Origin of the sequence: Methylobacterium soli (genome assembly GCF_008806385.1) — a bacterium.
Lineage (GTDB): Bacteria > Pseudomonadota > Alphaproteobacteria > Rhizobiales > Beijerinckiaceae > Methylobacterium > Methylobacterium soli.
The window spans coordinates 150,839-164,538 of record NZ_VZZK01000008.1 but is presented as its reverse complement, the minus strand read 5'-3'; the positions used below and the strand labels follow the sequence as shown (position 1 = coordinate 164,538).

Annotated in this window: 14 protein-coding genes; 8 read left to right on the top strand and 6 right to left on the bottom strand. The window is 72.7% G+C overall.

Annotated features, from left to right (window positions below; all coding sequences use genetic code 11):
• The first annotated feature begins 3 nt into the window (after positions 1 to 3).
• Positions 4 to 2,253 (top strand): DNA topoisomerase IV subunit A, encoded by a 2,250-nt coding sequence (gene parC, locus F6X53_RS10150; protein WP_150999897.1) that lies wholly within the window; start codon positions 4 to 6, stop codon positions 2,251 to 2,253.
• Positions 2,254 to 2,355: 102 nt separating this feature from the next.
• Here the strand turns inward: parC and infA are convergent, their stop codons facing one another.
• Together infA and F6X53_RS10140 are read right to left on the bottom strand one after the other, a co-directional pair.
• Positions 2,356 to 2,628, bottom strand: a complete 273-nt coding sequence (gene infA / locus F6X53_RS10145; protein WP_109890537.1) for a translation initiation factor IF-1 — start codon at positions 2,626 to 2,628, stop codon at positions 2,356 to 2,358.
• Between the two features lie 248 nt (positions 2,629 to 2,876).
• Positions 2,877 to 3,998: a branched-chain amino acid ABC transporter substrate-binding protein gene (locus F6X53_RS10140; RefSeq protein ID WP_150999896.1), complete on the bottom strand. Its 1,122-nt coding sequence runs from the start codon at positions 3,996 to 3,998 to the stop codon at positions 2,877 to 2,879.
• A 234-nt stretch (positions 3,999 to 4,232) separates the two neighbouring features.
• Here F6X53_RS10140 and F6X53_RS10135 point away from each other — a divergent pair, with 234 nt between their 5' ends.
• From F6X53_RS10135 to F6X53_RS10120, 4 genes are read left to right on the top strand one after another with little or no spacing between them, the layout of a single operon-like run.
• Entirely contained in the window at positions 4,233 to 4,556 is a 324-nt protein-coding gene (locus F6X53_RS10135) for an XdhC family protein (RefSeq protein ID WP_150999895.1), read from the top strand.
• Between the two features lie 2 nt (positions 4,557 to 4,558).
• Entirely contained in the window at positions 4,559 to 5,260 is a 702-nt protein-coding gene (locus tag F6X53_RS10130) for an XdhC family protein (RefSeq protein WP_150999894.1), read from the top strand.
• A complete protein-coding gene (locus F6X53_RS10125) occupies positions 5,257 to 6,288 on the top strand; it encodes a molybdopterin-binding protein (RefSeq protein ID WP_150999893.1) in 1,032 nt (343 codons plus the stop codon). Before F6X53_RS10130 ends, F6X53_RS10125 begins: the two co-directional genes overlap by 4 nt.
• On the top strand, positions 6,281 to 6,880 hold the full coding sequence (locus tag F6X53_RS10120) for a nucleotidyltransferase family protein (RefSeq protein WP_150999892.1): 600 nt from the start codon (positions 6,281 to 6,283) through the stop codon (positions 6,878 to 6,880). The genes F6X53_RS10125 and F6X53_RS10120 overlap by 8 nt, the downstream gene beginning before the upstream one ends.
• A gap of 738 nt (positions 6,881 to 7,618) precedes the next feature.
• On the opposite strand, the gene F6X53_RS10115 is transcribed toward F6X53_RS10120, so the two are convergent.
• Complete coding sequence (locus tag F6X53_RS10115) at positions 7,619 to 7,777, bottom strand: DUF2256 domain-containing protein (protein WP_191970779.1); 159 nt, start codon at positions 7,775 to 7,777, stop codon at positions 7,619 to 7,621.
• A 12-nt stretch (positions 7,778 to 7,789) separates the two neighbouring features.
• A complete protein-coding gene (locus F6X53_RS10110) occupies positions 7,790 to 8,656 on the bottom strand; it encodes a formyltransferase family protein (RefSeq protein ID WP_150999891.1) in 867 nt (288 codons plus the stop codon).
• 139 nt (positions 8,657 to 8,795) lie between these two features.
• Here F6X53_RS10110 and F6X53_RS10105 point away from each other — a divergent pair, with 139 nt between their 5' ends.
• Entirely contained in the window at positions 8,796 to 9,530 is a 735-nt protein-coding gene (locus F6X53_RS10105) for an SDR family NAD(P)-dependent oxidoreductase (RefSeq protein WP_150999890.1), read from the top strand.
• Between the two features lie 3 nt (positions 9,531 to 9,533).
• Entirely contained in the window at positions 9,534 to 11,174 is a 1,641-nt protein-coding gene (locus F6X53_RS10100) for a cryptochrome/photolyase family protein (protein ID WP_150999889.1), read from the top strand.
• Here F6X53_RS10100 and bcsS read toward each other — a convergent pair.
• Entirely contained in the window at positions 11,141 to 11,902 is a 762-nt protein-coding gene (gene bcsS, locus F6X53_RS10095) for a cellulose biosynthesis protein BcsS (RefSeq protein WP_238296800.1), read from the bottom strand. The two genes, F6X53_RS10100 and bcsS, sit on opposite strands and share 34 nt — an antisense overlap.
• Before the next feature lie 330 nt (positions 11,903 to 12,232).
• Between bcsS and F6X53_RS10090 the strand changes: the two genes are divergently transcribed.
• Positions 12,233 to 12,835 carry an exopolysaccharide biosynthesis protein gene (locus tag F6X53_RS10090; protein ID WP_280526017.1) on the top strand — a complete coding sequence of 201 codons (603 nt, stop codon included), beginning with the start codon at positions 12,233 to 12,235 and terminating at the stop codon, positions 12,833 to 12,835.
• Between the two features lie 38 nt (positions 12,836 to 12,873).
• Here the strand turns inward: F6X53_RS10090 and F6X53_RS10085 are convergent, their stop codons facing one another.
• Complete coding sequence (locus F6X53_RS10085; protein WP_150999957.1) at positions 12,874 to 13,698, bottom strand: metal ABC transporter permease; 825 nt, start codon at positions 13,696 to 13,698, stop codon at positions 12,874 to 12,876.
• Between the last annotated feature and the right edge of the window lie 2 nt (positions 13,699 to 13,700).

Genomic DNA, 13,700 nt, shown 5'->3' with positions numbered 1-13,700 from the left:
GACATGGGCCAGCCCTTCGAGCCGCCAACCGGCGACGGCATCGAGAGCGTCGAGCTGAAATCCGCGCTGGAAGAGCGCTACCTCGCCTACGCGCTCTCCACGATCATGCACCGGGCGCTTCCGGATGCCCGCGACGGCCTCAAGCCGGTGCACCGGCGCATCCTCTACGGCATGCGCCTGCTGCGGCTCGATCCGAACACGGCGCACAAGAAATGCGCCAAGATCGTCGGCGACGTCATGGGCGATTTCCATCCCCACGGCGACCAGGCGATCTACGACGCCCTCGTGCGCCTGAGCCAGGATTTCGCTCAGCGCTACCCGCTGGTCGACGGGCAGGGCAATTTCGGCAATATCGACGGCGACGGTCCGGCGGCCTACCGCTACACCGAGGCGCGCCTCACCGAGGTCGCCCGCCTCCTCCTCGACGGGATCGACGAGGACACGGTCGATTTCCGGCCCTCCTACAACGGCGAGAAGGAGGAGCCGTCCGTCCTTCCCGCGGCCTTCCCGAACCTGCTCGCCAACGGCAGCCAGGGCATCGCGGTCGGCATGGCGACCTCGATCCCGCCCCACAACGCGGCCGAGCTCTGCGACGCGGCCCTCTACCTGATCAGCCATCCCGAGGCGACCTCGGCTCAGCTCAACACCTTCGTGCAGGGCCCGGATTTTCCCACCGGCGGCATCCTGATCGATGCGGCCGAGTCCATCCGGGAGGCCTACCGCACCGGCCGCGGCGCCTTCCGGGTGCGCGCCCGCTGGGCGAAGGAGGATCTCGGGCGCGGCACCTGGAACATCGTCGTCACGGAGATCCCCTACGGAATCCCCAAGGCGCGCCTCATCGAGAAGCTCGCGGAGCTGCTGCAGGAGCGCAAGCTGCCGCTGCTCGCCGACGTGCGCGACGAATCGGCCGAGGATGTGCGCGTGGTGCTGGAGCCGCGCTCGCGCAGCGTCGATCCGGTGATCCTGATGGAATCCCTGTTCCGTCTGACCGAGCTCGAAGCCCGCATCCCCCTCAACATGAACGTGCTGGTCGGCGGCCTCGTGCCCCGGGTGATCGGGCTGGCCGAGGCCCTGCGCGAATGGCTCGACCATCGCCGCGTCGTGCTCCAGCGCCGCTCGCGCCACCGCCTCGGCCAGATCGAGCGGCGCCTCGAGATCCTCGGCGGCCTGCTCATCGTCTATCTCGACCTCGACGAGGTGATCCGCATCATCCGCGAGGAGGACGAGCCGAAGCAGGCCCTGATGACGCGCTTCGTGCTGACCGAGATCCAGGCGAACGCCATCCTGGACACGCGCCTGCGCTCCCTGCGCAAGCTCGAGGAGATGGAGCTCAAGCGCGAGCTCGACACGCTGACCAAGGAGAAGGAAGGCATTGAGGCGCTGCTCGGCTCCGAGAAGGAGCAGTGGAAGTCGATCACTCAGCAGATCCGCGCCGTGAAGAAGGCCTACGGGCCCGAGACCGCGATCGGGCGCCGCCGCACCAGCCTGGAGAACCCGCCCGACACCGCCGGCATCGACTTCACGGCCGCCCTCGTCGAGCGCGAGCCGATCACCGTCATCGTCTCCAACAAGGGATGGATCCGGGCGCTCAAGGGCCATGTCGCCGACCTCTCGGGCGTCGCCTTCAAGGGCGACGACACCCTCAAGATCGCCTTCCCGAGCGAGACCACGGCGAAGATCCTGGTGCTCGCCTCGAACGGCAAGGTCTTCACCCTCGACGCCTCGAAGCTTCCGGGCGGGCGCGGCTTCGGCGACCCGATCCGCCTCATGGTCGATCTCGACGACGGCACCGAGATCGTGGCCGCCTTGCCCTACCAGCCGGAGGGCAAGCTGCTGATCGCGGGCTCGGACGGGCGCGGCTTCCTGGCCCCGGCCGACGCGCTCGTGGCCAATACCCGCAAGGGCAAGGGCATCCTCGGCCTCGACGGCGACGCGACGGCCGCGCTCCTCGTGCCGGCGCCGGAGGGCGACCACGTCGCGGTCTGCAGCGCGGACAAGCTGCTCCTCGTCTTCCCCCTCGCGGAATTGCCGGAACTCGCCCGCGGCAAGGGCGTGCGCCTGCAGCGCTGCCGGCAATCGACCCTGGTCGATGCCTGCGTGTTCAACCTGGCCGAGGGGCTGCCCTGGCGCGACGGCTCGGGCCAGTCGCGCCTGGCCAACGCGCAGATCCTGGAGAAGTGGATGGGCCACCGCGCCGAGGCCGGCACCCTGATGACCCGCAGCTTCCCCAAATTCGAGCGCTTCGGCCGATAGCGGACGCCGCCGCTCCACGACAAAGCGGCCCCGGTTGCGCGTCGCCGCGCATCCGAAGGGCCGCTTGGAGCCTCGAACGAGGAAGTCGGGTCGCGGCGCCGCTCAGCGCCGCCGGAACTGGCCGCCGCGGACCGGGGGACGGGGGCCCGAGCGCTCGTCCTTGTGACGGAACACGAGGCGGCCCTTTTCCAGGTCGTAGGGTGACATCTCGACGGTGACGCGGTCGCCCGCGAGGGTCTTGATGCGGTTCTTCTTCATCTTGCCGGCCGTGTAGGCCACGATCTCGTGGCCCTGGTCGAGCTGCACGCGGTAGCGGGCATCCGGCAGGATCTCGAGAACGAGACCGTCGAACTGCATCAATTCTTCTTTCGCCATCCACCATCTCCAGCCGGGATGCCTGACGGGAAGGCGTCCCGGGGCCCGAATCTCCAGCCAATCAGCAAAACGCCGGGGCGGCGGGTCCGATCCCGTCGGATGCGCGAAGCCGTCAAGCGTAGCTCGCATGTAATGTTCGCGGGGTGCGGACGCAAGCTTGCCGGCCGGGCGGCCGGTCTCCGATCGACAGGAAACCCGGTCGGGGGCTGCCGAACAGCCGATTCCGGGTTCGGATCACGGCCGGTTCGTCACGGCGCGACGTCGTTGCCGGCATAATCGAGCCGGCCGTCGGGCGTCCGGCGCCAGACCCGCAGGGTGACGTCGCTCGGGCTCGGATCGCCCCGGCCGTCGAAGCCGATCTCGCCCACGATGGTCCGGAAAGGCCCGCCGGCCCGGAGCGCCGCCGCGACCTTGCGGCCCTCTGTGGATTTCGCCCGCGCCAACCCTTGCGCCAGGATCTCCAGGGCCGCGTAGGCCTCGGCCGCGACGGACTCGGCCTCCGGCGTGCGCGGCACCGGCCGCACGCCCCTCGGGTCGGGCAGCCGGTGCGGCTCGGGCGTCACCGTCATCAGCGTGCCCTCGCCGGCCAGCCCTGCGCCCGCGGCGAAATCCCGGTCGAGGATGCCGTCGCTCGCCACCACGGGCGCGTCGAGGCCGGCCTCGCGCAGGGACCGGACGAGGAGCGCGCCTTCCGGCGCGAGCCCGCCGAAATAGATCGCGTTGACCCGCGCCGCCTTCAGCTTGGCGACGAGGTCCTGCGCGTCGCGGCTGCCCCGGGGCAGGCTCTCGAACACGGCCTCCCGATGGCCGCGCGCCTTGAGCTTGCGGGCGACCTCGTCGGCGAGCCCGCGCCCGAAGCTGCTGCGGTCATGCACGAGGGCGATGCGGCCGCTGCCGTAGCGGTCGGCCAGGTAGGCGCCGGCCAGCGCCCCCTGCTGCGCGTCGCTCGCGACGGTGCGGAACAGGTTCCACAGGCCCCTTCCCGTGAGGGGCGCCCAGGTGGCGCCGGGCGTCACCACCACGATGCCGGCCTCCTCGTAGACCGGCGCCACCAGCGCGGTGACGGCGGAGCTCAAGGGGCCGACCACGAGGCTGATGCCCTCCGCCGCGAACCGGCGGGCGAGCGCCACGCCCTGCCGGCCGTCGCCGGCATCGTCCCCCACCACGAGGGCGAGCTTGCGCCCGCCCGCCCCGCCCGCGCGGTTGATCTCCGCCACCGCCTGCTCGGCCCCGAGCCGCAGCCCCTGCCCGAAGGCGGCATCGGGCCCGGTCAGGGGCGCCGACAGGCCGATGCGCACGGGGCCCTGCGTCTGGGCCGCGGCGGCGGGGGCGAGCAGCAGGAGGGCGAGGAGGATCGGCGCCGGCTTCATCACAACGTGCCTCCTGCGGGCGGCCCCGGAGAAGTCCCGGCGCGACGGGCCGCGTGCTTTGACGCGGTCCGCGCCGACCTTGATAATCCGGCGCCGCGCCCGCGCAAGGCCGGGCGGGATCGCGGAACGCCCCGCCGGCCTTGCGCCGGGTGCAGTGGACTTTGCGCGGCCCGCCCTCATCTAGGAAAGCGGGGAGGCCGTTCGCGCGAGGCCGTGCCCCGGGACCCCGAGACCATGATCGCCACCGAAACCGACATCCTCGCCGCCGCCGAACGCTGGCGGCGCGACGGGCGCCCCGTGGCGCTCGCCACCGTGATCGAGACCTGGGGCTCCGCGCCCCGGCCGGTCGGCAGCCACCTGGTGATCGACCAGGAGGGCAACTTCCTCGGCTCGGTCTCGGGCGGCTGCGTCGAGGGCGCCGTCATCACCGAGGCCCTCGAGGTGATCGAGGCGGGGCAGCCGCGCGTCATCGCGTTCGGGGTCGCCGACGCGACCGCCTGGGAGGTCGGCCTCTCCTGCGGCGGGCGCATCCGCATCTTCCTCGAGCGGATCGACTGACCATGCTGGCCGAGACCCTCGCCCTCCTCAACGCCGAGCGGGCCGCCCGCCGCGCCGCCATCCTCGTCACCGACATCGCGGAGGGGCACCAGCGCCTCGTGCGCGAGGCCGAGATCGCCGCCGACCCGCTGGCCGACACGCTCCGGGCGCATCTCGCCGCCGGCCGGAGCGGGCTCGCGGTTGCGGACGGGCGCGAGCTCTTCCTCACCGTGCAGGTTCCGCCCGTGCGCCTCGTGGTGATCGGGGCCGTCCATATCAGCCAGGCCCTCGCCCCGATGGCGGCGTGCCTCGATCTCGCCGTCACGGTGATCGACCCGCGCCAGGCCTTCGCGACGCCCGAGCGCTTCCCCGGCGTGCCGCTGGTGGCGGAATGGCCGGAGGCGGCGCTCGCCGGCCCGGTCCCGCCCCTCGACCGCTACTGCGCGGTGGCGGCCCTCACGCACGATCCGAAGATCGACGACCCGGCCCTGAGCGCGGCCCTGCGGGCGGGCTGCGTCTATGTCGGGGCGCTCGGCTCGCGCAAGACCCACGCGGCCCGCGTCGAGCGGCTCGCCGCGGCGGGCTTCACCCCGGACGAGATCGCCCGCATCCAGGCGCCGATCGGCCTCGATCTCGGGGCGGTGAGCCCGGCCGAGATCGCGCTGTCGATCCTCGCCCAGATCGTCGCGACGCTCCGCCGGGACCGGATCAAGGCCGCCCCGTGAAGTTCGGCACCGTTCCCGTCCGCGAGGCCGCCGGCCTGATCGCGGCCCACTCGGTCAAGGCCGGCGCGATCGCGCTGCGCAAGGGCAACCCGATCCTGCCCGAGATCGCCGACGGTCTCCTGGCGGCGGGCCTGCGCGAGATCGTGGCCGTCACCCTCGAGGCCGGCGATGTCGGCGAGGATGCGGCGGCGGAGCGCCTGGCCGGCCGCCTGACCGGGGCGGGCCTGCGCCGCGACGCGCCGTTCACCGGGCGCTGCAACCTGTTTGCCGTGGAGAACGGCCTGCTGCAGGTCGGGCGGGCCGGGATCGACGCCGTGAACGCCGTCGACGAGGCGATCACGGTGGCGACCCTGGCGCCGCTGAAGCCCGTGGTGGCGGGCGAGATGGTGGCGACCGTCAAGATCATCCCCTACGCGGTGCCGGGCGCCCTCCTGGACGAGGCCTGCGCGGCCGCCGATCCCGGCCTCCTCGGCATCGCGCCCTATCGTCTCGCCCGGGTCGGCGTGGTCTCGACGGTGCTGCCCGGCCTCAAGGAGGCGGCCATCGACAAGACCCTGCGCAACCTGCGCCACCGCCTCGCGCCCACCGGCGCCGCGATCGTCGCCGAGCGCCAGGTGCCGCACGCGCCCGAGGCCGTCGCGGAGGCGCTGGCGGGGGTGATCGCGGCAGGCGCCGAGCTCGCCGTGATCTTCGGCGCCTCGGCCATCGCCGACCGGCGCGACGTGATCCCGGCCGGGATCGAGGCGGCGGGCGGCACGGTGGCGCATCTCGGCATGCCGGTCGATCCCGGCAACCTGCTCCTCGTCGGCGCCCGCGCCGGCGTGCCGGTGATCGGCGCGCCCGGCTGCGCCCGCTCGCTCAAGGAGAACGGCTTCGACTGGGTGCTGCACCGCCTCCTCGCCGCCCTGCCGGTCAGCCGCGCCGACATCGTGGGGCTCGGCGTCGGCGGCCTCCTGATGGAGATCGTCTCGCGGCCCCAGCCCCGCGCCGGCGGCGCGAGCGCCGCGTCGGACGAGGACGATGCCTGAGGCGGCCGTCGGCACGGTGCTGCTCGCGGCCGGCCGCGGCACCCGCTTCGGCCCGGCCCCGAAGCTCATCGCCGATCTCGCGGGCAAGCCCCTGGTGCGCCACGCCGCCGAGGCGGCGCTCGCCGCGCGCGCCGGGCCCGTCATCGTCGTGCTCGGCGCCCATGCGGAGGCGGTTCGGGCGGCGCTCAGCGGGCTCGATCTCGCCCTCGTGGAGAATCCCGATTACGCGGCCGGCCTCTCGACCTCTCTGCGGGTCGGGCTCTCCGCCCTGCCGGAGACCGTCATCGGCGCCCTCGTGCTCCTCGGCGACATGCCGCGCGTCACCCCCGCCCAGCTCGACCGTCTGGTCGCGGCCTTCGCGGCGGCCGACCCGCTCCCCGCCGCGGTGGTGCCGGTCCATGCCGGCCGCCGCGGCAACCCGGTCCTCCTCAACCGCCACCGCCTCGCCCCCGACCTCGCCCGCCTCGGTGGCGACCGGGGCGCCGGGCCGATCCTCGCGGGCCGCGCGGACGTGCTGGAGATCCCCGGCGACGCGGGCACGGCGCTGGACATCGACACGCCGGCCGCGCTCGCGGGGCTGAGCGGGGGCTAGGGTCGAGGACACCGCCGAGACTGGCGAGGATCCGGATGCCGCCACCTCTCCCGTTCGGGAGAGGTCGAGTCGGCGCGAGCCGACCGGGTGAGGGATGCGGCCTTTCCGGAGAAGTCGCACCCCTCACCCTGTCCCTCTCCCGGACGGGAGAGGGGACCCGCGGCAGGGTCGGCCAGCGCGTTGGCTTGAGATGACCTAGAGCGCGGCGCCCCACCTCTCCCGTTCGGGAGAGGTCGAGTCGGCGCCAGCCGACCGGGTGAGGGATGCGGCCTTTCCGGAGAGGGCGCACCCCTCACCCCAACCCTCTCCCGCACGGGAGAGGGAGCCCGTCGCGCTGCCCGCGCCGTCATCCCGAGGCCGCGAAGCGGGGTCTTGGAACGACGCTGCCGCCCACCTCTCCCGTTCGGGAGAGGTCGAGTCGGCGCCAGCCGACCGGGTGAGGGATGCGACATCCCCGGACAGGGCGCACCCCTCACCCGGCTGTCTGCGACAGCAGACCTCTCCCGGACGGGAGAGGGGACCCGGGGCAGGACAAGGCCGTGCGTTGACAGACCCACACCGTCGTTCTGGGACGAGCCCGGAACCCAGGCGCTGCGACGGTGCCGAGCTTGATCACCTCTTGATGCTGGGCTCCGCTCGCGCGGCCCTGGGAAGACGTGGTGGGTTCGCGTCGGATCGCCGGGCTCGGCCGGAAGCCTCGGTAGCGGCAGAGCAAATATCGCGATGCGGGCGGCCGGTTCAGCCCGCCCGTCCCCGCTTCGCCTCGGCCCGGCAGCGGTCGGAGCAGTAGCGGACCTCGTCCCAGACCCGTTCCCATTTCTTGCGCCACGCGAAGGGCTTGCCGCATTGGGCGCAGGTCTTGGTCGGCAGGTCGCCCTTCCGGCGCATCGGCGGCATGATCGCTCCCGGTCAGCGCCCGATCTGGGCGGCTTCGGTCAGCGGCACGGGGCTCCAGCGGGTGAGCACGACGTAGCCGTCCCGGGCCGCCACCACGACGCTGCGGCGGTAGCGGTGGACCACGGTGCCGGGCGTCAGGGTGTGGGCCTCCCGCCAGCCGTCGGCGGCGGCCACGAAGACCCGGGCGTCGCCGAGGCGCGCGATGGTCTCGATGCTGCCGAAGGCCCGGACCCGGCGCAGGATGGCGTCGACCTCCTTGCGGAAGTCGAGGGTGCGGTCGTGGTCGCTGACGCGGGCCCAGTAGGAGCCGTCGCCCTGCGGCTCGGGCCGGCGCCAGCGCTGGGGCAGCTCCCGGGCGATCGGCCCGGAGGCGAGGCGCCGGGCCGCGAGCTGGCACTTGGCCAGCAGGCTCTCGTGCGTCTCCTGCGCCGAGATCGGGAAGACGTCCTGCGCGAGGATGTCGCCGGTGTCGAACCCGTCCTCCGCGAGGACGTGGGCGGTGACGCCCCAGCTCTCGTAGCCGTCGAGGATCGCCTGGAACAGCGGGTAGGGGCCCCGGCCCGTGGGCAGGGGCGAGGGGTGGAGGTTGAGCCCGTAGGCGGCGCGCCCGCGCCAGCCGGTCACGAGCCAGGGATAGCCCGAGACGACGAGCGCCCAATCCTTGCCGTGCTGGGCGTGCAGCGCATCGAGGTCGGCCTGCCGGATCCGCGAGAGCTGCATCGGCAGGCGGCGCTGCCGGGCCTGGGCCACCACCACCTCGTTGTGGTCGTAGAGCCCGTCGCAGGGGCGGGTGAACAGCTTGATCGGCGTCCAGCCGGCCTGGACCAGCGCATCGAACACACCGCCGAGGAAGTCGATGCCCGCGAAGGCGAATTTCATGATGCTCCTGACGCCGCCGAGCGGGGCCATCCCGAAACACGAAGCTGCGACCATACGGACCGGGAGGGGGCCGCCGGGGCGACTCCACGCGGGCCGTCCGCGCGTTACCTAAACGATCCTGCGGGCAAAGGGAGCGCCGATGCAACGGGTTGTGATCTACGGCGGCACCGGCGGCATCGGGCGGGCCACCGCCCGGGCGCTCAGGGCCCGCGGCTACCCGCTGCACCTCGTCGCCCGCGACGCCGCGCGGCTCGAGGAGGCCGCCGACCATCTCGGCGACACCACCATCACGGCGGGCGACGTGACCGAGCCGGGGCTGGCCGACCAGGTCGCCAAGGAGGCCGGGGCGCGGCTCGGCGGCCTCGTCTACGCGGTCGGCACCATCAACCTGCGCCACCTCGCCCGGCTGAGCCCCGAGGACATCGAGACCGATTTCCGCGTCAACGCGCTCGGGGCCTTCCTGGCGCTCCAGGCGGCGGCCCCGGCCCTGAAGGCGGGCGCCGGCGCGGCGGGGGCGGGCGTCGTGCTGTTCTCCACGGTGGCGGTGGCCCAGGGCTTCCCCTCCCACGCCTCCGTGGCGATGGCGAAGGGGGCGGTCGAGGGGCTCGCCCTCTCGCTCGCGGCCGAGCTGGCGCCCCAGATCCGGGTCAACGTGGTGGCGCCCTCGCTCACCCGCACGCCGCTCGCCGCCGCCATCACGGGCAACGAGACGCTCGCCTCCGGCATCGCCGCCATGCACGCCCTGCAGCGGCTGGGCACCCCCGAGGACATCGCCGCGCTGGCGAGCTTCCTCGTCTCGGAAGAGGCGGGCTGGATCACCGGCCAGATCATCGGCGCCGATGGCGGCCGCTCGATGCTGCGCACCAAGGGCTGACGCGTGGCCGCTCGCGCCGCGCGGCGGGCGCCCCGGATTCTGCGCTTCCTCCTCGGCGACCAGCTCCATCGCCGGGTCTCGACGCTGACCGACCTCGATCCCGAGCGCGACGTCGTGCTCCTCGTCGAGGTCGAGGCGGAGGCGACCTATGTCCGCCACCACAAGCAGAAGATCGCCTTCCTGTTCTCGGCCATGCGCCACTTCGCGGCCGAACTCGAATCCGAGGGGATCGCGGTCGATTACGTGCGGGTCGACGCGCCCGGCAACACCGGCAGCTTCACGGGGGAACTGGCCCGGGCGCTCGCCCGGCACGCGCCGGACCGCGTCGTCGTCACCGAGCCCGGCGAGTGGCGCGTCTGGGAGATGATGCAGGGTTGGCGGGCGGACCTGCCCGTGCCGGTGGAGATCCGGCCCGACAACCGCTTCCTCTGCCCGCGCGCGGATTTCGCCGCCTGGGCTGGCAACCGGCGGAGCCTCAGGATGGAGACCTTCTACCGCGGCATGCGCCGCCGCACCGGCTTCCTGATGGAGGGATCCGAGCCGGCCGGCGGGCAGTGGAACTTCGACCCGCTCAACCGCAAGCGCCTGCCGAAGGGCGCCTCGGTGCCGGCGCGCCTGGGCTTCTCCCCCGACGCGACCACCCGGGCGGTGATCGACCTCGTGGCGGCCCGCTACGCCGACCATTTCGGCGACCTCGACGGCTTCGCCTGGCCGGTGACCCGGGCCGACGCGCTCGCGGCCCTGGCGCATTTCATCGAGGCCTGCCTGCCCGCCTTCGGGGATTACCAGGACGCGATGAAGGCCGGCGAGCCCTTCCTCTACCACGCCATGATCGCGCCGGCCCTCAATGCGGGGCTCCTGACGGCCGAGGAGGTCTGCGTGGCGGCCGAGCGCGCCTACCGGGACGGCGCGGCGCCCCTCAACGCCGTCGAGGGCTTCATCCGGCAGATCCTCGGCTGGCGCGAATACGTGCGCGGCCTCTACTGGGCCCGCATGCCCGATTACGCGCGCACCAACGCGCTCGCGGCCAAGCGCGACCTGCCCTGGTTCTACTGGTCCGGCGAGACCGCCATGAACTGCCTCGCCCAGTGCATCGGCGACACCCGGGCGCAGGCCTACGCGCACCACATCCAGCGCCTGATGGTGACGGGCAACTTCGCGCTCATCGCCGGGATCGACCCGGCCCAGGTCGAGGAATGGTACCTCGTGGTCTATGCCGACGCCTACGAATGGGTGGAACTGCCCAATGTCCACGGCATGGTGCTGTGGGCCGATGGCGGCATCATGGGCTCGAAGCCCTACGCGGCCTCCGGCGCCTATATCGACCGGATGTCGGATTACTGCGCGGGCTGCGCCTACGACGTGAAGGCCAAGGCCGGCCCGGCGGCCTGCCCGTTCAACTATCTCTACTGGAACTTCCTGATCGAGAACGAGGCGCGCCTGGCCGGCAATCCCCGCATGGCGATGCCCTACCGGACCCTGGCGCGGATGAGCGAGCCGCGCCGGGCCGAGATCCGCGCCGATGCGGGCCGCTTCCTCGCCGGCCTCGCGGGGGAGGCGGATGCCGCGCCCGAGGGCCAGCTCGCCCTCGGCCTCGGGGGCGGGGGCCGTCAGAGACCCGTCCAGACCGAGAGCGCCACGTAGGGGCTGCCCGAGCCCCGGCTCGATTCGAACTGAATCCCCGTCGAGACGCGCAGGCTGAAGCGGGCAAGCGCGAAATCCGTCGCGTGCAGCCCGAGATTCCATTTCCGGTAGCCGGTCCGGTCGGCGTAGAGGCCGAGTTCCGGGCCCAGATAGGTGTCCCAGAGGCGGTAGCCGAGCGCCACCCGGGTCCAGGCGTCTCCGCGGGCGGAGCCCAGGATCGCGACCGCGTTCACGAGGGTGTCCGGGCTCGGCCGCGCCCAGATCTCCCCCTGCAGGCGGAGCCCGGTACGGCCCGGCAAGACATGCAGGACATTCCCGTCGAGGATCGCCTCGCGGCTGCTCTCGGGGCCCGCATAGGCGGCGACCACGCCCCAATCGGCGAACCATTGATAGCCGATGAGGGCCGACCCCAGCAGGGTGTGGCGCGCCAGGCTCGCCACGCCGGTCCGCGTGCCGCAGATGCAGGCGCTGCGCTCGAAGCGCCGCCCGAGCCCGGCGCTCGCCAGCGCGACGAAGCCCGGCTGGTCGAGGCGATCGAGGGCGACCTTCACGCCCGCCGTCGCGAAGGTCGCGGCGGCGACGTCGAGACTCCCGAACAGCAGCGCGTTGACCCCGTCCTCCGCCGCGCTCGCCCCCGTGGCCAGCAGGATGAGCGACCCGGCGAGGCAAGCCCATCGGGGCCGGCCGGCGCGGATGGGCGGGAGCGGGCGCGCAGATCTGGTCTTCACGGCTCCGGCCTGGGAAGCAGTGATGCTGGGAATAGATACATTCTGGCGTGAGTTGCTGGGCTTTGTCTCCTCAAGAATTTGAGATCGATCACTATAATCCGTGTCTGTTCAATGGAGCGCATCGAACCTGTCCGCGCTCACCTAAAAATTACTCTACGTCATCTAAATGCATAAAAAATAACCTCAGCGATATCGTGCGCGCCCCGTGCGTCCGCGCACCGGGCGCGTCGCCCGAACCGCGCCGCCGCCGCACCCCCGGGGCGCCCGTGCTTGGCGCAGGGTCCGAGATCGGCTAGAGCCCCGACCGGGAACAGCAGCCAGCGGCCAGCCTTGTATTCAAGTGCACGAACTTCCGATGTCCTCACCGTGCTCGCGAGCCAGGAGGGCGATCGGCTGACCGTCGGCGAGATCGTCGCGGTGCTGCGCGACCGGGCCTTCGCGCTGCTCGTGGTGCTGCTCGGGCTGCCGAACTGCCTGCCCATGCCCCCGCCGATCCCGCTGATCTGCGGGCTGCTGCTGATGCTGGTCGCCGCCCAGATCGCCGCCGGGATGTCGGCGCCCTGGCTCCCCCGCATGCTGCTCGGCCGCTCGATCGCCCGCAGCGACGTGGAGCGGGCCGTGAACCGGGCCGTGCCCCTGCTGCGGCGCCTGGAGCGCTGGTCGCGCCCGCGGATGAGCGTGTTCGAATCCGCGCTCGGCATGCGCGGCATGGGGCTGATCCTGCTCACCCTCGCGATGGCGCTGATCGTCGCCGCGCCCGTCGTCGGCCAGATCCCCCTCGGCCTCGCGGTCTGCCTCGTCGGCCTCGGCCTGGTGGAGCGCGACGGCGTCGTCGTCCTGGTCGGGCTCGGGATCGGGGCGCTCGGCGTCGCCCTCAATGCGGGCTTCGTCTACGCCATCGTGGCCGGCATCATGAGCCTGTTCCACCTCTAAGGGTGGCTGGTCTGTTGCGTCAGGCCAAGAGGGTGGCGTCAGGCTTCGAGGTGGCGCGGGCGCACGAGGCGGTAGACGAGGCCGCCGCGCGGGCCGACCAGCATCGAGACGAGGTAGAGCGCCCCCGCCGCGAGCACGATGGCCGGGCCGGTCGGCAGGTCGGCATGGTAGGAGAGGCTGAGGCCGATCAGGCTCGCCAGCGTCGAGACCAGCATCGAGGCCGGGATCAGGCCGCTGAGGTCGCGGGCCCAGAACCGCGCCGTGATCGCGGGCAGCAGCATCAGCCCGACGGCGAGCAAGGTGCCGAGCGCCTGGAACCCGCCCACGAGGTTCATCACCACGAGGGCCAGGAAGGCGAAGTGAACCGGCCCGCCCGCCCGGCTCACGGTGCGCAGGAAGAGCGGATCGACGCATTCCATCACCAGCGGCCGGTAGAGGGCGGCCAGCGCGAACAGCGTCACGGTGGCGATGCCGCCGAGCAGCAGCAGGGCGGCGTCGTCGAGGGCCAGCACGGTGCCGAACAGGATGTGCAGGAGATCGATCTGCGAGCCGCGCAGCGAGACCAGGAGCACGCCGGCCGCGAGCGAGATCAGGTAGAAGGCCGCCAGGCTCGCATCCTCCTTGAGCACCGTCGAGCGGGTGACGAGCCCCGCGAGCAGCGCCACCGCGAGGCCCGCCGCAAGGCCGCCGAGCGTCATCGCGGGGAGCGACAGGCCCGCCACCAGGAAGCCGGCGGCGGCGCCCGGCAGGATGGCGTGGCTCATCGCCTCGCTCATCAGGCTCATCCGCCGCAGCATCAGGAAGACGCCGACGGGCGGGGCCGAGAGCGAGAGCGCGAGGCAGCCGACGAGGGCCCGGCGCATGA